The 24,211-nt window shown below is 75.3% G+C and carries 15 protein-coding genes; 8 read left to right on the top strand and 7 right to left on the bottom strand.

The genetic code is table 11. The features are described from left to right. Positions 1 to 7: 7 nt before the first annotated feature. The 5 genes from MXD60_RS20430 to MXD60_RS20410 form a co-directional block, all read right to left on the bottom strand. A complete protein-coding gene (locus MXD60_RS20430) occupies positions 8 to 1,186 on the bottom strand; it encodes a glycosyltransferase family 2 protein (protein ID WP_248820938.1) in 1,179 nt (392 codons plus the stop codon). After that, positions 1,183 to 2,001, bottom strand: a complete 819-nt coding sequence (cruF, locus tag MXD60_RS20425; protein WP_248820937.1) for a bisanhydrobacterioruberin hydratase CruF — start codon at positions 1,999 to 2,001, stop codon at positions 1,183 to 1,185. Before cruF ends, MXD60_RS20430 begins: the two co-directional genes overlap by 4 nt. Before the next feature lie 14 nt (positions 2,002 to 2,015). Next, positions 2,016 to 2,684, bottom strand: a complete 669-nt coding sequence (locus MXD60_RS20420) for a GNAT family N-acetyltransferase (protein WP_248820950.1) — start codon at positions 2,682 to 2,684, stop codon at positions 2,016 to 2,018. A gap of 164 nt (positions 2,685 to 2,848) precedes the next feature. Further along, entirely contained in the window at positions 2,849 to 5,428 is a 2,580-nt protein-coding gene (locus MXD60_RS20415) for an FAD-dependent oxidoreductase (RefSeq protein ID WP_248820936.1), read from the bottom strand. 253 nt (positions 5,429 to 5,681) lie between these two features. After that, entirely contained in the window at positions 5,682 to 6,437 is a 756-nt protein-coding gene (locus MXD60_RS20410) for a spheroidene monooxygenase (RefSeq protein WP_248820935.1), read from the bottom strand. A 96-nt stretch (positions 6,438 to 6,533) separates the two neighbouring features. On the opposite strand from MXD60_RS20410, the gene MXD60_RS20405 reads away from it, so the two are divergent. Then, on the top strand, positions 6,534 to 7,739 hold the full coding sequence (locus tag MXD60_RS20405; RefSeq protein WP_248820934.1) for an RNA-guided endonuclease InsQ/TnpB family protein: 1,206 nt from the start codon (positions 6,534 to 6,536) through the stop codon (positions 7,737 to 7,739). A gap of 36 nt (positions 7,740 to 7,775) precedes the next feature. Here the strand turns inward: MXD60_RS20405 and MXD60_RS20400 are convergent, their stop codons facing one another. Next, positions 7,776 to 11,663, bottom strand: a complete 3,888-nt coding sequence (locus MXD60_RS20400) for an AfsR/SARP family transcriptional regulator (RefSeq protein WP_248820933.1) — start codon at positions 11,661 to 11,663, stop codon at positions 7,776 to 7,778. 344 nt (positions 11,664 to 12,007) lie between these two features. On the opposite strand from MXD60_RS20400, the gene MXD60_RS20395 reads away from it, so the two are divergent. The 7 genes from MXD60_RS20395 to MXD60_RS20365 all read left to right on the top strand — a co-directional run bounded on the left by MXD60_RS20395 (position 12,008) and on the right by MXD60_RS20365 (position 21,269). Beyond that, complete coding sequence (locus MXD60_RS20395) at positions 12,008 to 12,952, top strand: hypothetical protein (protein WP_248820932.1); 945 nt, start codon at positions 12,008 to 12,010, stop codon at positions 12,950 to 12,952. 145 nt (positions 12,953 to 13,097) lie between these two features. After that, the gene (locus MXD60_RS20390) at positions 13,098 to 13,595 is read left to right on the top strand and encodes an SAV_6107 family HEPN domain-containing protein (RefSeq protein ID WP_248820931.1); all 498 of its coding nucleotides are present in this window, start codon (positions 13,098 to 13,100) and stop codon (positions 13,593 to 13,595) included. Between the two features lie 6 nt (positions 13,596 to 13,601). Next, positions 13,602 to 14,282: a DnaE2-dependent mutagenesis accessory factor ImuA' gene (gene imuA' / locus MXD60_RS20385; RefSeq protein ID WP_248820930.1), complete on the top strand. Its 681-nt coding sequence runs from the start codon at positions 13,602 to 13,604 to the stop codon at positions 14,280 to 14,282. A gap of 2 nt (positions 14,283 to 14,284) precedes the next feature. Continuing rightward, on the top strand, positions 14,285 to 15,853 hold the full coding sequence (locus MXD60_RS20380) for a DNA polymerase Y family protein (protein WP_248820929.1): 1,569 nt from the start codon (positions 14,285 to 14,287) through the stop codon (positions 15,851 to 15,853). Beyond that, complete coding sequence (locus MXD60_RS20375) at positions 15,846 to 19,151, top strand: error-prone DNA polymerase (protein WP_248820928.1); 3,306 nt, start codon at positions 15,846 to 15,848, stop codon at positions 19,149 to 19,151. Before MXD60_RS20380 ends, MXD60_RS20375 begins: the two co-directional genes overlap by 8 nt. Positions 19,152 to 19,442: 291 nt before the next feature. Then, positions 19,443 to 20,717: a DNA polymerase IV gene (dinB, locus tag MXD60_RS20370; protein ID WP_248820927.1), complete on the top strand. Its 1,275-nt coding sequence runs from the start codon at positions 19,443 to 19,445 to the stop codon at positions 20,715 to 20,717. A 147-nt stretch (positions 20,718 to 20,864) separates the two neighbouring features. Then, positions 20,865 to 21,269 (top strand): SCO2097 family morphological protein, encoded by a 405-nt coding sequence (locus MXD60_RS20365; RefSeq protein WP_248820926.1) that lies wholly within the window; start codon positions 20,865 to 20,867, stop codon positions 21,267 to 21,269. A 239-nt stretch (positions 21,270 to 21,508) separates the two neighbouring features. Here the strand turns inward: MXD60_RS20365 and MXD60_RS20360 are convergent, their stop codons facing one another. Continuing rightward, positions 21,509 to 24,055 carry a transglutaminase TgpA family protein gene (locus MXD60_RS20360; protein ID WP_248820925.1) on the bottom strand — a complete coding sequence of 849 codons (2,547 nt, stop codon included), beginning with the start codon at positions 24,053 to 24,055 and terminating at the stop codon, positions 21,509 to 21,511. Positions 24,056 to 24,211: the final 156 nt, after the last annotated feature.

Raw genomic sequence — 24,211 nt, 5'->3', positions numbered from 1 at the left:
GAGGACTCTACGATCCGCCGCGCGGCCCGCGGCGCGGCGGGTCGGAGGGCAGCGCCCGGCCCTTCCAGGACGCGCCGCCGTGCCGGCGCCGCCACCACGACAGGGCGGTGAGGTAGCCGACGAGGGCGACCGAGACCGGATGGGCGGCCGGGTCCGGCCAGCTCCGCCCGCCCGTGCGGCGGGCGGCGACGACCCGCCCGGCCACCCCGGCGAGCAGGCCCGCGACTCCCGCGGCCCGGTCGCCCGCCCGCCCCCGGCCCCGGCGGCGCCGGGCGGCGCCGGCGGGCAGGACGAACAGCCAGCCCAGCAGCCCCACCTGCGCGGCGCTGGCCACCGGGTGGCCACCGGCCGCCGCGAGCGACTTGGCATAGCCGTCGCGCAGCGCCGCCCAGCCGTCGTACATCCGGTTGGCGGCCAGGTCGGTGCCGTCGACGACCACCCCCCGCCCGCCGGACCGTTTGATCGCCCGGAGCAGGGCGATGTCCTCGATGACCTGGTCGCGGACGGCCTCGTGCCCGCCGGCCCGGCGGTAGGCCGCCGCGTCCACGCACAGGAACTGCCCGCCGGCCGCGGCCAGCGACGGCCGCGGGGAGCGCTCCGCCGCTCGCAGCGGCAGCAGCGCCAGCCACGACCAGGTCAGCAGTGGCTGGACGAGCCGCTCGGCAAGCCCGTCGGCGACCTGGCGCGGATACGGCGAGACCAGGTCGAGCCTGGACTCGCGCAGCAGCAGCACGGCGCGGGCCAGCCCGTCCGGGGCGACCCGCACGTCGGCGTCGACGAAGACCAGCACCGTGCCGCTCGCGGCGGCCGCCGCGCGGGCGCAGGCGTGCGGCTTCCCGAGCCAGCCGGCCGGGGGCGCCCCGCCGCGCCGGGCGAGGACGCGGCGGTCGCGGCGCGCCCAGCCGGCCAGCATCCGGCCGGTGCCGTCGGTGGACTCGTCGTCCCAGACGATGATCTCCAGGTCGGGTACGTGCGCGGAGGCGAGCAGGGCGCCCAGGCAGCCGTCGAGATGGGCGGCCTCGTCGCGCACCGGCAGGATCACGGACACCCGCTCGGGCACCGTCCGGGCCGGCGGCGCGATCCGCAGCAGCCGGGCGTTGACCGCCGTGTGCACGGCGATCCCGGCCGAGCCCACCGCGGCCGCGCGCACCGCCGCCGACCAGCCCCGTCCCAGCGTTTCCGTCACCGGTCGGCCCGCTGGTCACTGCGCCACGGCCGCAGGCCCGCCAGCAGCACCGCCCCCATCGCGGCGCCGCCGAGCGCGGCCACACCGGGACGGACGAAGAACACGGCGTTGGCCAGCACCGACGACAGATAGGTCCAGGCCAGCAGGGTGAGCGGGATCCGCTCGTCGCGCGGCTCCGCCCGGCCCGGGTCGGGCAGGGCCAGCAGGACGCCGGTCAGTAACGTCCCGACCAGCAGCCAGCCGAGGAAGTTCGTCACCGGGATGCCGTTGAGCGCCGGCCCGGTGGCGTTCCAGCGCCAGTGCCCGGCGGCGACCATCTGCGGATCGAGGAACAGGTCCCAGGTGGCCAGCACCAGACCGCCGAGCACCGCGGCCCGGTCCGGGGCCCGCTGATGTCGGCGGACCAGGACATAGGCGGGATAGGCCATCATCGCCCAGGCCAGCGGCACGACGATGGACACGCCGAACAACCGGGGCCCGAGCGAGCTCCCGTAGACGTAACGCCCGAACGGCACACCGGTGTGCACACCGAGTGTCTCCACGGCGAGTCCGCCGCCGACGGCCACGACGACGAAGCCGGCGGCCCACGCCGGTCCCCGGGTCGCCGCCGCGTGCGTCGTCGAGGCCAGGAAGAACAGCACGACCGTCGCGGCGGTCAGGGCGACGCGCGCCGTGCCGTCGACCAGCGGGTAGGGGATCTGCGTGGCCACCACGCCGATCGCCAGCAGCCACCCGGCGGCCGACAGCCGATGACGGCGGATTTCACCGGACCTGTCCCGGCCGCGGGGCCGGGCCGCCCGGAGCGCGTGCGGCACCGGGCGCTCGGACATCACCGCACGGGCTCGGGCCGGCCGGAGCCGTCCGCGCGCTCACCGTCCGCGCGCTCACCGTCCGAGTGGTCACCGTCCGAGTGGTCACCGTCCGGGGACACAGCCGAGGCCGCGGGCAGTTCCTTGCCGAGCACCGCGTACGGGGTGAACGTGCCGGGAAACTGGAAGTCCGACAGCAACGGCACGAACCCCTCGCTCGCGTACAGCCGACGCGCGCGGCTGCCGGGCGGCTCCAACGCGGACAGCGCCGCCGTGTGCTGCGGGACGTCGAGCAGCAGCTCCCGCAGCAGCCGCCGGCCGATCGAACGGCCCTGCCAGGCGGGCAGCACGTGCAGTTCGACGACCTCCAGACAGTCGTCGAGCCAGTGCCCCGCCGTCGCGGGCGACACCGCCGTCAGCGCGTCGTGGACCACGTCATGCCACCATTGGCCGGGTTTGCCGGGTAGCGCGTAGGTGATGCCGACGAGCGTGTCGTCGGGCGTGACGGCGGCGACCGCACGCAGGTCCGGTCGGTCGAAGTGGCGGCGGGCGTGCAGCGCCCGGTCCCGGGCGGCCCGGACGGGGTCGGCCTCGTGGAAGTCGAGGAACGCGGCCTTGTAGATCCCGATGACGTCGTCGAGCCGGGTACGCATGCGACGCGCCGACCACGGGACCACGCTGACGTCCATGTCGGTCACCGGCGTCGCCTCCTGTCCGTGCCCCGGCAGCCCGAGCTGGTTCCGCCGACGGGTCCGGCGGGCCAGGAGGCCGGGTCGCACCCTCACATCGCCTGACGATAACGCGCCGGTCGCCGAGTGCGCCGGGCGACGGGAATGCCTGCCACGTAACGTCGTCAGACCGACGCGGAGGGAATTTTTTCCGGTATGGCCGGCAGGCCGACGCGGTCGCCGGCCAGGGCCAGCCCGGCGCACCGGGGCGCGCCCTCGAGCAGGTCCGCGACCAGCAGTGCCACCGCCGGGGCCTGGACCGCGCCGCCGGCGTTCGTCCCCGCGGCCACCACCACCCGGCCCGCGTGCGCGGGCACGGCGGTGACCAGCGGCAGCCCGTCCGGAGTCGCCGGCCGTTCACAGAACCGGACGTCGCGCACCTCGAGGCTGCCGGCGGCGCGGCACAGCGTCGGGAACAGCCCGGCGACGGCCCGCTCGGCGACGGCCCGCAGCTCGTCGGCGCCGGCCCGGGCGGCCGCCCGGCCGGCGCGGCCGCGGTAGCCGAAGCCCGCGCTGACGTGGACGAGGGACCCGTCCGGGGACAGCGTGACGTTCATGACGCCGAGCGGGTCGCCGGCGTGGATCTTCACCGGCCGCGTCAGCCCCGGGTTGGGCAGGGTCAACGACAGCCCGAGCAGGTGCGCGACCGCGCCGGCCCCCGGCCAGTAGGCGCCGAGCAGCCGGTCCAGGTCACGGCCGCCGGCGGTCACGACGACCCGGTCGGCGCCGAGCACCCCGCCACCGTCGAGGCGCAGCAGGACGCCGGGTGGGGAGGCGTCGAGGCCGTCGTCCCGCTGGTCGTCGGCGGGGGCCGGTTCCAGGCGGTCCACCCGGGTGTCCGGGCGCACCTCGACGCCGAGTTCGGCGAGGCGGCTGGTCAGCGCGGTGGCCAGGTCGTGGATGTTGACGGCGTAGCCGTCGACCTCGACGGCGCCGGCGATCTCCCGGACGCCACCCGGCAGTGGCACGGCGTGGCCCAGACCGGGCCAGCCGCGGGCGAGCGCGCCCGGTTCCAGTCGGGTGGCGCCGTCCCCGGTGGCCTGTTGCAGCCGTTCGCCCGTGGCGAGGTCCGCGTCGTCCAGGTAGACCCGTGCGAGCCGGGCGTCGCGGCGCAGTCCACCCAGCCAGCTCTGCGCGTCGCCGTCCTCGAACAGCTGTGTCCAGCCGCGCAGTCCAAGGCGGTTCAGGGCGATCGCCAGCTCCTGGGCGCCGGCGTGCAGGCCCGGCTGGTCGGCGCGGCGCGCGAACGCCCGCGCCCAGGCGGTCTCGGCCGGGTCGAGGGAGCTGGCGGCGCGCAGTCGCCAGCCACCCAGGGCCGGCGGGCGGGTGAGAACGTCGGCCCGCTGCGCGACCGCCGGCGGCAGGGCCTCGGTCGCCGACAGGTGGCGCGCGTTGGCGCCACCGAACGTGGTGCCCTGCCGGTCGGGGTCCGTGCGGTCCGCCGGGGCCGCGTCGACGACCAGGATCCGGCGCCCGCCGCGCAGCCGCAGCAGCAGGGCCGTGACGAGGCCGACGATGCCGCCGCCGACGATCACCACGGCGCCGTCGTCGGCCGCCGGGGTGGCTGGGACCGCCGGGGGGGCTGGGACCGCCAGAGCCGCCGGGGCCCGCAGCGGGGCGGGCGGGGCCAGCAGGTCGGTGCCGGCGATCTCGTCGAGGTCGGTGCGGCCGACCACGGTGAGCACGGCCTGGTCGAGGTCGTCGTCGCAGGCGGGGGTGCGCATCGCCGCGGAGCACAGGGTGAAGCCGCGGCGCGGCTGGCCGCCGTCGCGGGTGATCCGCCCGGCGAGCAGGTCCCGCACGGGGGCGAGCAGCCGGGGGGCGTTGTCCAGCGCGATGGTGAGTCCGGCCCGGTCGTAGGCGTGGAGCAGGGCGCGGGGGGTGAACACCTCGGGCTCGCTGACACTGATGATCCGACCGCCCTGGAACCGCTCCAGAAGGTCCGCGTCGATCAGGCCGGCGCTCGCCCACGGACCGGTGTGGACGAGCGGAACGGCGAGGGCGAGCGCGGCGGCGGCGCCGAGGACCTCCGCCGCGGTGGCCGCGACACGGACGTTCTCGGCGGTCAGGTGGTGGCGCCGGGTCCAGGCGGGCAGCGCCGCCGGGTCGGTGACGAGCGAAGGGGAGCAGACGACCAGCCGCCAGCCGCGGGTGCTGGCGGCCCGCGCCACCCTGCTGTTGATGTCGCCGGCGCCGAGCAGCCCCAGCACTCCCGGCGATCCGTGCGACCCGTCGCCCGGCGCCGCCGCGAACAGCCGATCGATCATGAACTGGGCGACGTGGCGCGCGTTGACCTCCGGGGTGTTGCGCACCGTGATGCCGAAGTGGGCGGCGGCGGCCAGGTCGACGGCGGCCAGCGAGGTGCCCCGGCGGACCAGCACCAGGGCGCGGTCGTCACCGGTGGCGCGCACCGCCGCGACCCAGCGGGCGAGGGCGTCGGCGGGCACCGCGTTCGCGCCGACGACCAGCGTGTGCGGGCGCAGCCCGGCCAGCGCGTCGGCGAGCAGGTCCGGGCGGGCGGCGAGCTCCGGGCGCACCGTCGCCGGGCCGGCGGCCATCGCGGCCAGCCGGGCGCTGACCGGGGTGGCGATCAGCACCCGGCGCCGGGTGGGAGGTCCGTCGCCGGCCCCGTTCGGCCGCGGCGGCCGGTCGGGTCGCGGTCCGGCCACCTCGGCGCGGACCATCTGATCATGGAATGTCGGCATGCGGTGGACTTCATCCCGTTCGTCGGGGGGCGCGCCCGCACCGGCGCGCACGTCGGGGGTCTGCCACGGTGGCGCACGTCGGGTCACGTGGTGCGGCGGGCGGCCGGGCCGGCGTAGGCCCGGGCGATCGGCGGTGCGGCCGGACGCGTCCACCGTGCCTGCCGGTCGTCAACGAGCGGTCAAGAAGCCCCGCGGCGACCCGGCGGCACCGGCCAGCCCGCGGCCAGCCCGCGGGCGGACCGGCCGGTGATCGTCAACGCGCCGTCAACGTGGGGTCGGGCGCCAGCGCCAGCAGCGGGTCGCGTCCGCCGAGGGTGCCCCGGGAGGCGAGCACCGCGAACCGGGCGAACAGCTCCTCGCTGTACCACCCCACCTCCGGGGTGCGCCGGACGACCTCGCTGTGCGCCGGCCGGCCGTAGGCGAACCGGCGCAGCGCGGCGGTGTCCCGCCACAGGCTGAACGTTCCCTTCAGGCCGAACGGGGCCTCCCCGATCCCGGCGGCGAACAGCAGGCCGTCCGACTCGGCGAGGTCCGCGACCACCGGCGGGACCGCCCGCCGGAAGGTCAGGGAGTGCCGGGCGGCGATCCGCGCCCGGGTGATCACCGCGATCTTGGCTCCCGCGGGACCCGGCTGGTTCGCCGCCGCCGGATCGCCGAACGGTTCCCGCTGGGACCACCGCCCCCGGGAGGACAGCGGATGCAGATCGATGCGCCAGCGTTCCTCGGCCAGCGCCGACCAGGCCCGCACCTGCGCGGAGCGCTCGAACGAACGGGCCGCCGACGGGGTCTGCCAGACGCCGAGCATCGCCCACTGGCACGGATCGGCGCCGCGCAGGCCCAGGCTGCTGGCCGAGCCGGTACCCAGCATCCTGGCGAAGGTCAGCCCGGACACCCCGCGCAGCGCCGCGCGGTCGGTCGCCATCCTCGCCAGGGCATGACCGACCCGGCGGCGGGGGACCCGCCAGAAGTCGACGGTCACCAGCGGGACCGGGGAACTCGCTGCGTTCACCGGGTTTGTGCCGTGGATGCCCCGGCCTTCAGGCCGGGGAGGAAACAGCGCTCGACGCTGGAACGCATAGGTGGATCCTTTCGGTAGAATCATGCGATGTCCCGCTACCGGCTTTATCCGACCGCCAGTCAGGCGGTCGTGATGGAAAACCACTGCAGGAATGCGCGCTATGTGTGGAACCTGGCGGTGGAGCAGCAGTCATGGTGGAATCCTCGCCGTGGGCCGGCGCCGGGTTATGCAGAGCAGAACCGGCAGTTGACCGAAGCGCGCCGGGCTTTCGGCTGGCTCGCGGCGGGTAGTATTATTGTGCAGCAGCAGGCGCTGCGGGATTTCTCCACTGCCATGGCCAATTTTTTCCGGGGTTCCCATCGGAAACCGTGCTTTCGGAAGCGTGGCCGCTCTGAGGGTTTCCGGATCGTCGCGGTGAAGGCCGGGGATGTGCGGCAGGTCAACCGTCGCTGGTCCGAGGTGCGTGTGCCGAAGGTTGGCTGGGTGCGGTTCCGCCGGTCCCGTGCCGTTCCCGACGCGAAGTCGTATCGGGTCACCCGGGATCGGGCGGGCCGCTGGCATGTGGCGTTCGCCGCCGTGCCCGCGCCGATCCCGGCGCCCGGGACGGGGCGGGTGGTCGGCGTCGATCGTGGTGTGACCGTGTCCGCGGCCCTGAGCAGTGGGGAGCAGCTGTCCTGTCCTGGGCTGCGACCTACTGAGGTCGCACGGCTGCGACGGCTTCAACGCCGGCTCGCTCGCGTGCAACGCGGCAGTGTCCGCGGGGCCCGGGTCAAGGCCCGGATCGCCCGGGTGAAAGCCCGGGAAGTTGACCGGCGGAAGGACTGGGCCGAGAAGACCAGTACCGATCTCGCCCGGCGGTACGACGTGATCCGCATCGAAGATCTGAACATCCGGAACCTGACCCGTTCGGCGCGGGGCACGGTCGAAGAGCCGGGCAGGAACGTCCGGCAGAAAGCCGGACTGAACCGGGGTGTCCTCGCGAACGCCTGGGGACTCCTCGTCCAACGCCTGGAACAGAAAGCCCCCGGCCGCGTCGAGAGAATCAACCCCGCGTGGACGTCGCTGACCTGTAACATCTGCGGAACCCGGGACCCGGAGGCGCGGGAGAACCAAGCCGTCTTCCGCTGCCGGACCTGTGGGCAGCAGGCGAACGCCGACATGAACGCGGCACGCAACATCGCCCTGGGACATCAGTGGGCGACCACCTGGGTGACTGCGCGGGGAGGCGACGCCAACAGGCGGCCTGTGAACCGCGAACCTCAACCTTCCGCACCCCCCTTGGTGGGTGTGTAGGAGTTGGAATCCCTCGCCTTCAGGCGAGGGAGGATGTCAACTCCGCGCCGATGCCAGTCGTAGCAGGTCGTCCCGGGCGCCGCCGTACTTTCGGGCGAAGACCGCCGCCACGCCGCCACCGTTGTCACCCCGCAGCGGCACCACCCGGCACCGCCCGACGTCGGCCAGTGGATGCTGCCCGTCGGCCACCGAGGTGACCAGGGCGTCCGGACCGCCGTGGCGCAGCAGCTCGGTGAGCTCGGGGCAGGAGAGGTACACCACCCCGTCGAGAAGCACGTACTCGCAGCGGACGTCCGTCTCGCCGGCGCCCGTCGGGCTGACGCGCAGCGGCACCCGGAGGTAGTCGTCCAGGGAGATGCTGCCCTGCGGGCCCCACAGCCGGTCGAAGTGCTGCTCGACGAACTGGACGAGCGTCGAGGAGATCGTCGCCTCGTGCTGGGTGACGGCCGCGGAGGACACCCCGACCGGGAAGCTCGACACCAGCGCGCCGGTGTCCCAGCGGTGGTAGGTCGTCAGCGGTTGCTCCGCGTAGAGCCGCACGGCCAGCCGCGACTGCAGGACGGGGTCGAGCCGTCCCCGCAACGAGTCCAGCGTGCGCATGTTCGCCCGGATCTCGGCGCCGACGTCGATCCGGTGGGCCAGGTCCGCCGAGCGGGCCGCCGCGGCCGGCGAGTCGGGGTCCAGGAGCAGGATCTGGACGATCGCGCCGGCGTCGAGCGCCGCGCGGACCGCGGCGGCGAAGGCGTCGTCGTGCGGCGGGCAGGCCAGGTCCGTCCAGGTGTTCAGCAGCCGCACGCTGCGGCGGGCGGAGGCGACCCGGCCGATGAAGTAGGCCGGGTCGAAGGCACCGAGCAGCCGCCCACCGGTGAACTGCGTCGGCTCGGCGGTGACCGGCTCGGCGAGGCGCCGCTCGGCCGCGGTCAGCTCCGGCGAGCGCCGCTGGCGCAGCAGGGTGACGCCCTGCTGCCAGGACCGCCGGGCCGCGGGATGGTCGTCCAGCTGGGCCAGGATGTCGCCGCGGCGGACCAGCACCCGCGGCTCCCACAACGGGTCGGGTACCTCGGCCAGCAGCGGCAGGCTCTCGTTGTACGCGGTCAGCGCCTGTTCCGGCCGGTGCTGGTGGCGATAGAGATCACCGAGGCGGCGCTGGGCCAGCGCCTCCAGCGGGCGGTTGCCGAGCTCGCGGGCGATCGACAGGCTCGTCGTCAGGCAGGCGATGCCCTCCGCGAGCTCCCCGCGATCGCCGTAGGCCATCGCGAGACCCACCAGCGTCTCCGCCTCGGCGCGCCGGGCGCCCGCCCGGCGCATCGTCGCGAGGCGCGCCTCGAAGGACGCCAGCGCCTCGGCCTGCTCGCCCCGACCCCGGCAGGCGTCCGCGAGCCCGCGCACCGCACGCGCCGCGGCCAGGTCCTCCCCGCCCCCGGCGAGCAGCGCCCGGGCCCGCTCGAACCGCTCCGTGGCCAGCGCCAGGCGCCCGGGGGCGCCCCGGTCGACGGCCACCGCGGGCTCGCCGTCGGGGTCCGTGCCGGGCGCGTCCAGCCGCCAGAACGCCTCCTCGAAGGTCAGCAGGATCTCCCGCTCCCCGAGATTGGCGAGCAGCTCCGCCTCGGCGACCCGGTGACCGGCCCGGCGGGCGGCCGCCAGGCCCAGTTCGTGGGTCCGCGCCCAGTCGGCCCAGTGCGCCCCGAACGCGTAGAAATCGACGGCCTCGGCGGCGAGCAGCCAGGTCGGCTGGTCCAGCCCGGCCGCGTAGGCCTGCTCGATGAGCGCGAGCAGGTTCGACCGCTCCGCGGCGAACCAGACCAGCGGCCGGTGAACGATGGCGGCCGGACCCCCGGCGGTGAAACGGGCGGCCGTCGTCTCGAACGCGGCGTCCTCGCCCGGCCCGACGGGCACGGCCCGCACCCGTCCGGGGCTGAAGGTGTCGACCGCCTTACGCAGCATCACCAGATAGGCGTACAGGAGCTGGCTCAGCGCCGCTCGGTGTTCGTCGGACAACGTGGGGGACGGCGCCGGGAGCGCAGCGTCCGGGGCGTGCCGGAGTTCCGCGACGCCGCCGGCGGCGCCACCTTCGGGCCCGTGCCGACCCGACGGCGTGCCGATGCCGGTGCCGACCCCGGTCTCCCGCTCACGGGCGAAGACCCGCAACAGGTCGTGGAAGCGGTAACGCTCGGCCCCGGCCGGGTCGACGCCGCGCCGCTCCAGCAACTGGGCCTCGGCGAGCCGGTCCACGACGTCCTCGGCCTCGTCGAGGTCGAGGTCGAGGACCGCGGCCGCCGCCCACGGCGCGAAGTCGTTGACGGCGGGCAGCGACAGCAGGCGGAACGCGCGTTGCTCGTCAGGCGGCCGCCCGACGTAGCTCAGCGTGAAACTCGCCCGGATCTCCAGGTCGCCGACCTCCAGGAAGGACAGCCGGTCCCGCTCGTCGGTGAGCCGGCTGGCGACGCGCTCCAACCGCCAGTGCGGGTGCGCGGCCAGCTTGCGCCCGGCGATCTGGATCGCCAGCGGCAGGTAACCGCACATCCCGACGATGTCGCGGGCCGCCGCCGGCTCCGCCGCCACCCGGCGCTCGCCGACCACCTTGGTCAGCAGTTCCACCGCGTCGCTGGGGATGAGCAGGTCGACCATCCGCGGCGTCACCGCCAGCCCGTGCAGCCGGGACCGGCTGGTGATGATCACAGCGCTGCCCGGGCTGGCCGGCATCAACGGGCGGATCTGCGCCTCGCCCGCGGCGTTGTCCAGGATGATCAGGACCCGACGAGTGGCCACCAGGTCCCGGTACATCTCGGTGAGGTCGTCCGGGTCGGTCGGTACCGCCGCCCGGCTCACCCCGAGCGCCTGGACGAACCGGGCCAGCACCCGCGTCGGCTCCAGCGGCTCGCTGGTGCCACGCAGGTCGACGTACAGCGCGTCGGTGAAGCCCGCGCGAACCCGGTGCGCGATGTGCACGGCCAGGGCCGTCTTGCCCGCGCCCGCCTTGCCGGCGAAGGCCGCGGTCACCGTCCCTCCGGACAGGGCCTCGGAGTCGGTGAGCAGGGCGTGTGTCTGCTTCTGGAGGGTGTCCCGCCCGGTGTACTCGGGCACGTCCGGGGGCAGCTGCTGACCGCCCCCGCCGGTGGGCGCGACCGGCGGGTGGCGCTCCAGCGACCGGGGCGGGGCCCAGTCCAGCCCGGGCGCCCCGCGCAGCACGTCCTCCTGCAACTCCCGCAGCAGGGGGGAGTCCAGCCCCAGCTCGTGGCGGGCCGCCAGACCGTCGCGGCACGCCCGGGCGGCATCGTCGATCCGGCCGTCGCGGTAGAGGGCGAGGACCAGCTGCCGGCACAGCCCGTCGTCGTGCGGATGACGCGCCACCCGCAGCCGCAGGTCGCCGATGACCTCCCGGTGCCGGCCGAGACACAGGTCCGCGGCGATCCGCGTCTTGAACACGTCGAGCTGCAGCTCGTTGAACGCTTCCAGGTAGGCGTGCGCGAACGGGTGATCGGCCACGTCCGCCAGCGCCGGCCCGCGCCACAGGGACTGGGCCTCCTGCAGCGGGGCGATCGCGCTGACCGCGTCGCCGTCGTCCACCGCCCGGCGGCCCTGCGCCAGCAGGCGCCGCGCCCGCTCGGCGTCGATCTGCTCCGGGCGGATGTCGAGGAGGTAACCGGGGCCCTTGCGCAGCAGCACGCGCAGCTCGGGGCCGTCCTCCAGCTGGCGGCGCAGCTCGCTGACGTGCGTGCGCAGGGTCGCCATCGCCCCGTCCGGCGGGGCCTGTCCCCACAGCGCGTCCAGCAGCCGGTGCGCGGGCACGACCTGGCCGGCCTCGAGCAGCAGGACCGTCATCAGCCACCTGCGCTGGGGTCCGCGCAGCACGATCTGCCGCCCCGCCGCGGTGACCTCCAGCGGACCGAGGATGGCGAACTGCAGGCTGTCGCGGGCGGGCATCTGGTCCTCTCGTCGCCGGGTTCCGACTGCCGGCGCGACCCCGGGTGATGAGTGTTTATCGCAGCGTGCGCCCGGAGGGGAGGGGTCGGCAACCACCGATCCGGCTGGGCGCCTGTCGTCTCCGCGTCAGCGTCCGTACCCGGAGCACCCGGCGCCGGCGCTCTCGGTGACACCGGCGCGGACAGATCCTCCGTCGGGACTCTCAACGGTCGTTCAACGGCGGCGGTGAACCGGTGGGTACTGGTTGTTGATCCCGCCGCGGTGCACTGGACACCAACGAGAACCGAAAGCCCGGGGACGGGTGACCGGCAGACGGCCGGTGGCGGTACGGAGGTGGCGGACAGATGGCGATCGCGATGGCGAGGATCCTGCCGCGGCGGCCCGGGGCGCGGGGACGCGTGCCGACGCGGACCGGCCCGACGACGACGTCGGTCCTGGCGGGCCTGGGAACCGGGGCGGTGTGGGAGGCGGCGGACGCGTCTCGGCCGCCGGCCGGTCCGGCCGCGGCGGACGGGCCCGCGCCCGGGCCGTCGACGGCCGGGGGGCTGCTGTTCGCCGAGATCTCGCCGGCCGGGGCGGCCGGGGCGGCCGGGGCGCCCGGGGCCGCAACGGCCGGTGTTGCAGCGGCTGGTGTCAGGACGGCTGAGCCGGGTGTGCGGCCGTCGGGGGATCGGTCGGCCGAGCCGGCCGGCCTGCCCCGGCGGGCCGGCGGACTGCCACACGAGCTGGCCTTTCGGGACGCGACCGGGGGACGGGGCAACGCGATCCGACAGCTGTGGGTCGAGACCGACGAGGACGCGGTGCTCGCCGACTGGGCGCGCCGGGGGCGGGTCGAGCTGATGGCGGCCCGGCGGCCGTTCGTGCTGGAGGCGGATCTCGACGGCCGGGGGGTGCGCCTCGTCGAGCCGATGGGGCGGGTGCCTGTCGCGGCCTTCATCCCCGGTCGTGCCGGGGGTCGGGTCCGGCTGGCGGACGGGACGGTGCTGCGCTGGCTCGAACCGACCCGCGCCGTGTTCGCCAGCGGCCTGGTGGCGCCGGGCGGCGCCAACATCATTCGGTTCGCGCTGGACGGGACGGCCTTGGTCATCGCCGGCCTGGACCTGCCCGAGCCGCCGACCACCCGGGCGGACCGGGTGCTGGGCGCGGGTCCGGGGGATACCTGTCGGGGGGATGCCCCGGACCCACGGCCGGGCGGGGTGCCCGACCTGGTGGGCCTGCTGGTGCTGGGCTGGTTCATCCGCCTGCTCGAGTGTTCCCGGCCGCCGGCGCTTCGCTCAGGTGTTCGCTGAGCGGGGCGTTTGACGGCCCGGCCGCGCGCGGGCTACCTTCCGAGATGTTCGAACCTGTGTTCGATGCCGGGAGGGTGTTGTGGCCGTCGTGGATCGACCTGTCAACGGCATGGGTTCCGGGGGCGGAGCCGCTCGGGTGGAAGGCATGTCCGCCGGGCCTGGTGCCCCCGCCGGGTCGCCGGGGCGGGCCCTGCTGCCCGCCGCGGGGCTGCCCCACCGCTCCCGGGACGAGCTGCTCGCCGCCGCCCGGCGTGGTCTCGGTGAGGCCGAGTACGCCCCCCGCGCCGGGGAGCGGTACGCCCTCGCCCATCTCGCCGCGCTGCGGGCGGCCGCCGCCGTGCTGGCGGACCGGGCGCGTCCCCGGCCCGGCCGTCGGGGCCGGCCGGTCAGCGCCTGGTGCCTGCTCGTGCGGGTGGCGCCCGAGCTCGCCGAATGGGCGGACTTCTTCGCGGCCGGCGCCGGCGGGCGGGCGGCCGCCGAGGCCGGCCTGAGCGTGGTGGGCCGGCGGGAGGCCGACGATCTGATCCGTCAGGTCGGCCTGTTCATCGGTGTCGTCGAGGGCGCGCTGGGGTTGCCCTCCCAGCAGGTGCTCGCCGTCGCCGCCGACAGCCTGGCGGGGATCGTCCCGCCGGGCCGGGGCTAGCGGGCCGTGGCGAGTCCGGTGGCGCTGGCCGCCCTGCAGGAGGTTGCCCGGGGCCCGGCCCGGCGGGCGGGGGATGTTCGCCTGCTGCCGGTGGTCTCCGCCCTCGCCGCGATCCTGCCGGAGGCGGGGCTGCGCCGAGGGACGACCGTCGGTGTCAGCGGATCCGCCTCGCTGCTGCTGACGCTGCTGAGTGGACCCTCCCAGGCAGGCGCCTGGTGCGCGGTGGTGGGCTTCGCCCAGCTCGGCCTGCTTGCCGCCGCCGCGACGGGGATCGCGCTGGAGCGGCTCGCCCTGATCCCGGGGCCGGGCCCGCGCGGGCCGGTGGTCGTGGCCGCGTTGCTCGCCGCGATGGACATCGTGGTCGTGTGCCCGCCGGCCCGGTCCCGGCCGGCGGACGGCCGGCGGCTCACGGCGCGGGCGCGGGAACGGGGAACCGGCCTGGTCGCCGTGGGCGACTGGGAGGCCGCCGACCTGCGGGTGACCGCGGTCGAACGGCGCTGGGAGGGCCTCGGCGCCGGGCACGGTCAGGTACGAGCCGCCAACCTGCTGGTGGAGGTGTCCGGGCGCGGCGCGGCGCGGCGACCGCGGCGCGCGTGGCTGTCCGGCACGGGAGAGCCGCTCCCCTCGGCCGCTCCCGACCTGGGCGAGGCCGGCGCGGCGCGGATCCGTCCGATCGAGGTGGCCTGACGATGTCGGTCCGCATGCTCGCCGTGCACTACCCGGACTGGCCGGTCGCCGCCGCCGGTGCGGCGGCGGAGCTGCCCGCCGCGGTGCTGGCCGCCGGCCGGGTCGTCGCCGCGACCCCCGCCGCCCGCGCGCTCGGGATCGGTCCCGGCCTGCGCCGCCGGGAGGCACAGGCCCGCTGTCCCGGGATCGTTCTGGAGCCGGACGACCCCGGCCGCTCCGCCCGGGTCTTCGAGCCCCTGGTGGTCGCGGTCGAGTCCGTGATCCCCGGAGTCGAGGTGCGTGGACCGGGGGAGTGCGTCGTGCCGATCCGCGGCGCGGCCCGGTACTTCGGCGGGGAGGAAGCGGCCGTCGGCGAGGTCCGTCGCGCGTTGGCGGTGGCCTGGCCGGCGGCGGACCGGTTGGCCGGCCAGGCCGGCGCCGAGTCGGCGCGGGCGCTGCCGCGCTGCGGGATCGGCGTGGCCGACGGGCCGTTCGCGGCCGGCGTCGCCGCCCGGACCGACATCGTTGTTCCCCCGGCGGGGACCGCTGCCTTCCTGGCGCCGCTGCCCGTCGACCTGCTCGACGACGACGCGCTCGTCGATCTGCTGCGTCGGCTGGGCCTGGTCACCCTCGGCAGTTTCGCCGCGTTGCCGGCTGCCGACGTCGCCGCTCGGTTCGGCCCGGCTGGCGGCTGGGCGCACCGTCTCGCCCGCGGCGCGGATCCCCGGCTGGCGGTGGCCCGGGAGCGGCCCGTCGACCTGGGCGTCGTCACCGCGTTCGACCCACCGGCGGAGCGGGCCGAGCAGGGCGCCTTCGCCGCGCGCCGCCTCGCCGAACAGGCGCACGACCTGCTCCGCGCGCACGGCCTGGCCTGCACCGGGATCCGGATCGAGGCGGACACCGACGGCGGTGAGAGCCATGGTCGGACCTGGCGCCACGACGGCCCGCTGTCCGCTGCGGCCATCACGGATCGAGTGCGCTGGCAGCTCGATGGCTGGTTGATCGGCATCGAGGTGGCGCGGCCGACGGCGGGCCTGGTCCGGCTCCGCGTCGAACCTGTCGGTCTGCTGCCCGCGGACGGCCGTCAGCTCGGGCTGTGGGGGGAGCCGGGCGCGGCCGCCGGCCGGGTCGCCCGAGCGCTCACCCGGGTGCAGGGACTGCTCGGCCCGGACGCGGTCCTCACCGCGGTGCCCGCCGGCGGGCGCGATCCCGCGGACCGGATCCGGCTGGTGCCGTGGGGTGAGCCCCGGGTGGGCACCGGTCTGGACCAGCCATGGCCCGGAGTACTGCCGGCCCCGGCGCCGACCCTCGTGCACCGGCCGCCGTTGGCGGCCAGCGTCCTCGACGCCGACGGCGAGCCGGTGGGGGTCAGCGCCCGGTGCGCGCTCACGGCGCCGCCCGCGCGGCTGGCGATCGGTCCGGGCTCGCTGATGGCGGTGACCGGGTGGACGGGGCCGTGGCCGGTCGACGAACGCTGGTGGGAGACCGACGCCCGGCGGCGGGCCCGTTTCCAGCTCAGTGTCGAGGAGGGACAGGCGTATCTGCTCGCGGTCGCGAGCGGGTGCTGGTGGGTGGAGGCGTCCTATGACTGACCCGGTGGTGCCGCGCGGGCCGGTGGGCTCACCAGCTCCCGTCGGCGACGGTGGGGACAGCCCGGCCTGGTCGCGCCGGCGGGCCCCCTACCGCCCGCGGGCGGGGCTGCGCGCGGCGCAGGGCGGGACGGCGCCCTACGCGGAGCTGCACTGCCATTCCGCGTTCAGTTTTCTGGACGGCGCCAGCCAGCCGGAGGACCTCGTGGAAGAGGCGGTGCGACTGGGACTGTCGGCGCTCGCCCTCACCGATCACGACGGGCTCTACGGCGTCGTCCGGTTCGCGGAGGCCGCCCGGGAGGTGGGGCTGCGAACGGTGTTCGGCGCGGAGATCTCCCTCGGCGCCCCGGGCGCCCGCGCGGGCGAGACCGACCCGGGCGGCGAACATCTTCTCGTTCTCGCCCGTGATCCCGAGGGCTACCGGCGGCTGTCGCGGCTGCTGTCCGACGCCCACCTGGCCGGCGGGGAGAAGGGCCGGCTGGTGGCCGATCTGGAGTCCTGCGCGCGGGCGGCCGGGGGGCACTGGCAGGTGCTCACCGGATGCCGCAAGGGCACGGTTCCCCGAGCTCTCGCCGACGGCGGCGCCGCGGCGGCCGGGGCGGCCCTGGCCGGCCTGGCGGAACTGTTCGGGTGGGACAACGTGGCGGTGGAGATCACCGACCATTCTCACCCGCTGGACGCGGCCCGCAACGACGCTCTCGCCGAGCTGGCCCGCGCCGCCGGGCTGCCGCTGGTGGCGACCGGCAACGTCCACTACGCCGCGCCCGGCGCGGCCCGGCTCGCGGCGGCGATGGCCGCGGTGCGGGCCCGGCGCAGCCTGGAGGAGATGGACGGGTGGCTACCGGCCGCGGGCACCGCCCACCTGCGGTCCGGGGCGGAGATGGCCTCCCGGTTCACCCGCTACCCCGGCGCGGTGGAGCAGGCCGCGCGGATCGGCGCCGAATGCGCCTTCGACCTGCGCCTGGTCGCGCCGAGGCTGCCCGACTTCCCCGTCCCGCCGGGGCACACCGAGGCGAGCTGGCTGCGGCTGCTCACCATACAGGGGGCGGCGCGCCGGTATGGCCCGGCCGGGCGAGAACGGGTCGCCGGTGCCTACGACCAGCTCACCCACGAGCTGACGATGATCGAGCAGCTCGGCTTCCCCGGCTACTTCCTCATCGTCCACGACATCGTCGAGTTCTGCCGCCGGCACCGGATCCTCTGCCAGGGGCGGGGCTCGGCGGCGAACTCCGCCGTCTGCTACGCCCTGGGCATCACCGGGGTCGACGCGGTCTCCTTCGGCCTGCTGTTCGAACGCTTCCTCGCGCCGGAGCGGGACGGGCCACCCGACATCGACCTCGACATCGAGTCCGGGCGCCGCGAGGAAGTGATCCAGTACGTCTATCGGCGCTACGGGCGGGACCGGGCCGCCCAGGTGGCCAACGTGATCACCTACCGGCCCCGGTCGGCGGTCCGGGACATCGCCAGGGCGCTGGGCTTCTCCCCGGGCCAGCAGGACGCCTGGTCCCGTCAGCTCGACCGGTGGTCGCTGCCGGGCGCCGGGCCGGCCGGCGCGAGCGGCGCGGAGCACGACATCCCGCCCGCGGTGACCCAGCTGTCCGAGCAGCTGCTCGGGTTCCCCCGGCACCTGGGCATCCATTCCGGCGGCATGGTGATCTGCGACCGGCCGGTCGGGGAGGTGGTTCCGGTCGAGTGGGCCCGCATGCCCGGGCGGACGGTGATCCAGTGGGACAAGGACGACTGCGCGGCCGCCGGCCTGGTGAAGTTCGACCTGCTCGGTCTCGGCATGCTCGCGATGCTGAACAAGGCGTTCGACCTCATCCGCGAGCACCACGGGCGCGATCTCGACCTGTCGCTGATCCCCCCGGAGGACCCCGCCGTCTACGACATGCTCTGCGCGGCCGACTCGATCGGCGTGTTCCAGGTGGAGAGCCGCGCGCAGATGGCGACGCTGCCCCGGCTGCGGCCCCGGCGCTTCTACGACCTGGTGATCGAGGTGGCGCTGATCCGGCCCGGCCCGATCCAGGGCGGTTCGGTCCATCCCTACATCCGCCGCCGCAACGGGGTGGAGGAGGTGACCTACCCGCATCCGCTGCTGCGCCGGTCACTGGCGAAGACCCTGGGCATCCCGCTGTTCCAGGAACAGCTCATGCAGATGGCGATCGACATCGCCGGGTTCTCCGCGGCCGAGGCGGACGAGCTGCGCCGGGCGATGGGTTCCAAGCGGTCCGCGGAACGTATCGAGCGGCTGCGGGAACGGCTCCACGCCGGGATGGCGGCCAGCGGCATCACCGGCGAGCTGGCCGACGACCTGTTCGCGAAGCTGTCGGCCTTCGCGAACTTCGGGTTCCCCGAGAGTCACTCGGTGAGCTTCGCGTTCCTGGTGTACGCCAGCTCCTGGATCAAGCTCTACTACCCGGCCGTGTTCTGCGCCGCGCTGCTGAACGCGCAGCCGATGGGTTTCTACTCACCGCAGAGCCTCGTCGCCGACGCCCGCCGGCACGGGGTCGAGGTGCTGCGCCCGGACGTCAACGCCTCCGCGGCCCCGGCCAGTCTGGTCGAGGACGGTGCCGACGCCGCTTCCCACCCGCGGGTCCGGCTCGGGTTGGCCGGGGTCCGGCGGGTGGGGGAGGAGCTCGCCCACCGCATCGTCGACGCGCGGACGGCCGGGGGTCCTTACACCGACATGGCCGACCTCGTCCGTCGGGTCGGCCTGTCCGTCGACCAGGTCGAGGCACTGGCCACCGCCGGGGCGTTCGGCTGTTTCGGGCTGGCCCGGCGCGAGGCGCTGTGGGCGGCGGGCGCGGTCGCCCAGGCCCGGCCGGACCGCCTCGGCGGGATGGTCTTCGGCGCGGATGTCACCGCGGTCGCCCCGCACCTGCCGGGGATGACCGAGGTCGAGGAATCGGTGGCCGACCTCTGGGCGACCGGGATCACCCCCGACGGCTATCCCACCCGGTTCCTGCGGGAACGGCTCCGTGCGCGGGGAGTGACGACCGCTGCCGGGCTGTCGGACGCCGACGCGGGACGCCGCGTGCTGGTCGCCGGGATCGTCACCCATCGCCAGCGCCCGGCGACAGCCGGGGGTACCATCTTCGTCAACCTGGAGGACGAGACGGGCCTGGTCAACGTGATCTGCTCGCCGGGGCTCTGGGCCCGCCACCGGGTGGTGGCCCGAACGGCGACCGCTCTCGTCATCCGGGGGCGCATCGAACGGGCCGACAACGTGACCAACGTGATCGCCGAGCGGATGTGGGCGCTGCCGGTCGCCGTTCACCAACGATCCCGGGACTTCCGGTGATCCCGCCCCACACTGTTGCACGCAGCGTGATGGTCGTTCACTATCGGTTATCTCTTGAGGTGCTGTAGGTGACGAAGCAGGTGATCATCGATGTTTCTCCGTGCTGGCGGGACCCGCCGTCCCGGCATCTATCGGCGGTCCGCGCCGTTTGCCGCAGCCAGCCGCAACGCCTGGTTGCGGCGGGTGCTGCGACTGACGGCGGGCGGGCTGGCAGTCGGCGTCGCCATCGGTCTCGTTGTGGGCCGCTGACCCGCGGTCCGCGCCCGCCGGGGCTTGGCGGGGCGGGCGTCGATGGCTGCTGACAGCGCGATCCTGCATGTCGACATGGACGCGTTCTTCGCCTCGGTGGAGCTGCGGCGGCGGCCGGAACTGCGCGGCCGGCCGATGATCGTGGCCGGCGGCGAGCGCGGAGTCGTGCTGTCGGCGACCTATGAGGCCCGGGCCTTCGGAGTCCGCAGCGCGATGCCGATGGGCCGGGCCCGACGGATGTGTCCGGCCGCGGTCGTCGTCCCGCCGGACCACGCGGCGTACCGGGCGGCCTCGGTGGAGATCATGAAGATCTTCCGGGACTTCACCCCGCTGGTGGCGCCGCTGTCGGTGGATGAGGCGTTTCTCGACGTCGCCGGGGCTCGGGCCCTGTTCGGATCGCCACCGCGGATCGCGGCGGCGATCCGGCGCCGCGGCGCCGCCGAGCAGGACCTCACCTGCTCGGTCGGCGTCGCCCCCTCGATGTTCGTCGCGAAGATCGCGTCAACCCGGTGCAAGCCGGACGGACTGGCGGTCGTGCCCCCCGACCAGGTGCTCGCCTACCTGCATCCACTCCCGACGGGGGCCCTGTGGGGGGTTGGCCCCCGGGCGGAGGCGGTCCTGACCCGCCTGGGGCTACGCACGATCGGGGACATCGCGGGTACCCCCGTCGACACGTTGCGCCGCGCCCTCGGCGACGCGGCCGGCGCTCACCTGCATCGACTGGCCTGGGGGATCGACGAACGGCAGGTGGACCCCGGCGGGACGGACGTCACCATCGGTGCCGAGCGCACTTTTCCCACCGATGTCGGCGACCCGGCGGTGCTGGCCCGGGAACTGCTGCGGCTGTCCGGTCGGGTGGCCGCGCAGCTGCGTCACCGCGGACGGACCGCCCGGACGATCTCGGTGAAGGTGCGCTTCGCCGACTTTCGGACCATCACCCGGTCCCGGACACTGCGCGATTCCACCGATGTCTCCCAGACCATCTACGCGACATCCGTCGGCCTGGTCGCCGACCTTGGCCTGCTGGGCGTTCACCGGGCGTCGGGTGGCGGGCCGCCGCCGGGCGCGGAGGACACGATGGTGCGGCTGTTGGGTGTGCGCGCCAGCAACCTCGGCGAGGCCGGTCCCCGGCAGTTGCTGCTCGGCGAGCGGCCCGAGGGGTGGACGGAGCTGGAGCGGGTCGCCGACCGTGCGCGGGCGCGTTTCGGCGCTGCGGCGGTCGGCCCGGCATCGCTGATCGGCCAGCGCGGTTCGGGTGGCCAGCGCGGCTCGGGTGGGCCGCCCGGCGCGGGTGGGAACGGGGCTGCGAGGGCATGAACGCCTGCGGCGTGGGAACCGGAAGAGGTGAGGGGAATGGCGCGGTTGACCCCGGCATGACGGGTTGCCTACCGCGCTCGCCCATGCACGCCTATTCTTGGTTGCCAGGCCCGTCCTCGCGGGCCTGCGGTCGTGAGAGGAGCGTCGATGCCGCTCTCGGAGAACGAGCAGCGCCTTCTGGAGCAGATCGAGCGCGCTCTCGTCGAGGATGATCCGAAGTTCGCCAGCGCCGTGCGGTCGACGGACCCTCGTACCTACCTGCTGCGCCGGGTGCGGCGTAGCGCCGTCGTCTTCCTGCTCGGCCTCGCGGTCCTGGTTGTCGGCGTGGTGCTCAACCGGGTGCCCCTCACCGTCATCCTGGGCATCCTCGGCTTCCTGATGATGCTGTTCGCGGCGTTGCGGGGAGCCGCGGACCTGCGCCGGATCAGTGGCCGGGAGACGGCCGGCCGGCCAGGTGGCCGCGGCCGGGGGAGAGCCCGTCCCCGGACGAAGGCGCCGTTCATGGAACGGGTCGAGGAGCGCTGGCGGCGCCGCTGGGAAGACCGCCCCTGACCACGCTCCGCTCGCGGCCGACCGGCCGCGACGGGGGCCTGATGGTCGCGCTGTACGGACACATCGGACACGAAGTCGTATAGAAAGACCACCGCGGCCCTTCCGGCCTGCGCCGAGCCGCGAGCGACGTGTCGACCTGCCGTGAGCTTCGGTCGCCACGAGCGCACTGCCGCCGTCCGCTGCGAGCCGTTCGCTGCGAGCCAGCGCGCTGTCCGCCACCGACCGCCGGGAGAGGCCGCCTAGCGGCCGGTCGGCCGGGAGCCCGAACCGACCGGTTCCCGGTCCTGCGCTGCCTGGGCCTGGGCTTGGTCCCGCGCTCCACGATCGCTCGGGTCCGCGTCCCCGACGGACTCGTCGCGGTCACGGCGCCGGCCGAGGGCGGCCCATCGGAACCGGGCGGCAGCCGCCCCGGCGTCGCGCTGGTCGACCCCGCCGCGGCGGCACACCGACGGCGGCATGATCTGGCCGATGATCCGCCGGCTCCGCGGCGCCACCGACCACAGGACGCCAGCGACGACGGACACATCCCGGGTCACCTCGGTCGGCGCTGGCACGTCGACCAGCTCCGGCGGGGCGTAGCGGGCCCGTTCCTCCGCGGCCGCCAGCCGGCCGAGGGCCGCGCGAGCTTCGGGGAACGTCGTCGCCGCGGCGTCGTCCGGGACGGCATCGGACAGACCGTCCGCCGGCTCGGCGTCGAGGTAGGCGGCGAGCCGGGCCACGCCGGCTCGCGGCGAGTCGCTGGGCCGGATGGTCACCCCGAGATCGGCGGCGACGTCCAGCAGTTCCGTCCAGGCCAGGTGCACCTGCTCCGCGGACTGCCGGCCGTCGGCAGGGGTCCCGCCGCCCCGGACGGGTCGCAACCGGCCGCGGCGGCGCCGTATCCGCAGCGTCGCGGGCACGGCCAGCAGCACCAGGACCAGGACCGCGGCCACGATCAGAACGATCGCCCAGCCGGGTAGGCTGGGCGCGGCGCTGGTGTCGGTGCCGTTGGTGGTGGGCGCCTGGGACGCGGCGGATCCGGGAGTCGGACCGGTGGTGGGCACGGGCACCGGCTCGGATCCCGGCGCCGGCGCGGGCGTGGCCTCGCTGTCCGATCCCGGCGCGGGCAGCGAGTCGGGATCAGCGGCGCCGGCGGGGGCGTAGGACGGAGCCGCGGTCGCCCCGTCCGACCGTCGGGTCGGCTCGAAGCTCACCCAGCCGGTCGACGGGAACCACACCTCCGGCCAGGCGTGCGCCTGCCGGTTGGTGACCAGGTAGCTGCCGTCCGCCTGCCGCTCACCGGGCACGAAGCCGATCGCGACCCGCGCCGGGACTCCGAGCAGCCGGACCAGGACCGTCATCGCCGAGGCGAACTGCTCGCAGTACCCGACGTGCTTGTCGAACAGGAACGTGGAGAGCGCGCCCTCCTGCGTCGTCGGAGCGCCGTCCAGGTCGTAGACGAACGGCGGCCCGCGCAGGTACTCCTGGATGGCGTACACCCGCTCGTACGGGGTGTGGGCGTTGCGGGTGATGGTGTTCAGGAGCTGGCGCAGCCGGGGGTCGAGGTTCGAGGGCAGCGCGGTGTCGACGGCCAGGTCGGCCGGTACCGGACCGGAGGAGGCCACCAGCTCGGCCTGGGTGGGATTCGGCGCGACCGCGTCGACCTCGTAGTGCGCGCCCGCGGTGGAGGTGCGGGTGGAGAAGATCGTGTTGGTCGGTGCGGCGAGTCGCCAGTCGCCGACCAGCCCCTTGATCTTGGTGGGGGTGCCGGGAACCGGGAGGTAGAGCTCCTTGAAGCGATCGGTCACGGTGATGGTGGCGGTCGTCTCGACGGTGCCGCCCGCGATGTCCGGCTTCGGCAGCCCGCGGCTGACGCGGTTGTCCCGGGTGGCGTTGAGCGCCCGCAGGGTGAACAGCTGGCCGTCGAAGTTCTCCAGCGCCGTCAGGCGCAGGTACCGCGGCGTGTCCGTGCGCACGCTGAGCAACGGGACCTCGGTGTCGGCGTGCAGCTGCTGGCTGACCGAGACGATCGGCTGCACGACGCTGGCCGAACTCGGCCCGTCCCCGGCGCCGTAGCCACCCTTGCGGGACACCAGGCCCGTGCCGTCGAGCGAGGGCAGGCCCGCCGGCACCGCGACCGCGACCAGCAGCGCGGCGAGCGCCACCCCGAGCGCGGAGACGGTGATCCGACCACCCGGCGGGCCGGTCTCCAGCTGCCAGGGGGCGGTGGGCACCGACCGTCCCCACCGGCCGAAGCCGATCCGGCCGTCGAGCACCATCAGCGTCACGAAGCCGACCGCCCCCAGCACGAACGGCACGAGCCCGACCCCGCCCGGCAGGATCGCGGCGGACACCGCGTACAGGGCCAGCAGCGGCAGCCCCCCGAGCGTCGGGCGTTCCAGCGCGACCACGATCAGATCGACGGCCACGACGGTCAGGTAGACGCCGGTGACGGTGAGGATCACCAGGCCGGGTCGGTGCGGCACCGGCGTGGCCAGGCGGGAGATGTCCGAGCCGCCGTCCGCGATGAGCGCGCGCAGCGTGCTCGCGGTCTCGGGGGTCGGCAGCACCCCGAGCACCGCGGTGGCCCGCGCGCACTGCACCGTCAGACAGCCGACGAGGCCGACGAGGTTGAGCAGGAGCCCGACACCGAGCGGCAGCCTGAGCTGCCGGCCGACGGCTGCCGTCGCGACGGCCACGACAGCCGCGATCAGCACCGGCCCGAACCACCACATCGTCCCGTCGAACAGCCGGGTCAGCGCACTGGTGGACAGCAGGCACGCCACCGCGGCCACCGCGGTCGGCACCGGGCGGACCCTCATCGCGCCACCCGGCCTGGCGCGGCCGCGGAGCGGGCGCTCGGCTGGCCGCGGCGGCCGGCGGCGCCCCGGCGCCCGACCGGGCCGCGGCTGTCCACGCGCACGTCCTGCGGGCACTGGCCACCGAGCCGATCCAGGATCTGC

Origin of the sequence: Frankia sp. AgB32 (genome assembly GCF_023243045.1) — a bacterium.
In the GTDB taxonomy this organism is placed as follows: Bacteria; Actinomycetota; Actinomycetes; order Frankiales; family Frankiaceae; genus Frankia.
Note: the sequence above shows the minus strand (reverse complement) of the source record. Positions and strands in the feature narration are given on the sequence as shown.

Excerpts from the sequence above, each read along its gene's own strand:
- MXD60_RS20395 (WP_248820932.1), top strand. The coding sequence starts at position 12,008 with ATGGCGATCGCGATGGCGAGGATCCTGCCGCGGCGGCCCGGGGCGCGG.
- MXD60_RS20365 (WP_248820926.1), top strand. The coding sequence starts at position 20,865 with ATGCCGCTCTCGGAGAACGAGCAGCGCCTTCTGGAGCAGATCGAGCGC.
- dinB (WP_248820927.1), top strand. The coding sequence starts at position 19,443 with ATGGCTGCTGACAGCGCGATCCTGCATGTCGACATGGACGCGTTCTTC.
- MXD60_RS20375 (WP_248820928.1), top strand. The coding sequence starts at position 15,846 with ATGACTGACCCGGTGGTGCCGCGCGGGCCGGTGGGCTCACCAGCTCCC.
- MXD60_RS20405 (WP_248820934.1), top strand. The coding sequence starts at position 6,534 with ATGTCCCGCTACCGGCTTTATCCGACCGCCAGTCAGGCGGTCGTGATG.
- MXD60_RS20400 (WP_248820933.1), bottom strand. The coding sequence starts at position 11,663 with ATGCCCGCCCGCGACAGCCTGCAGTTCGCCATCCTCGGTCCGCTGGAG.
- MXD60_RS20390 (WP_248820931.1), top strand. The coding sequence starts at position 13,098 with ATGTCCGCCGGGCCTGGTGCCCCCGCCGGGTCGCCGGGGCGGGCCCTG.
- MXD60_RS20380 (WP_248820929.1), top strand. The coding sequence starts at position 14,285 with ATGTCGGTCCGCATGCTCGCCGTGCACTACCCGGACTGGCCGGTCGCC.
- MXD60_RS20415 (WP_248820936.1), bottom strand. The coding sequence starts at position 5,428 with ATGCCGACATTCCATGATCAGATGGTCCGCGCCGAGGTGGCCGGACCG.
- MXD60_RS20420 (WP_248820950.1), bottom strand. The coding sequence starts at position 2,684 with ATGGACGTCAGCGTGGTCCCGTGGTCGGCGCGTCGCATGCGTACCCGG.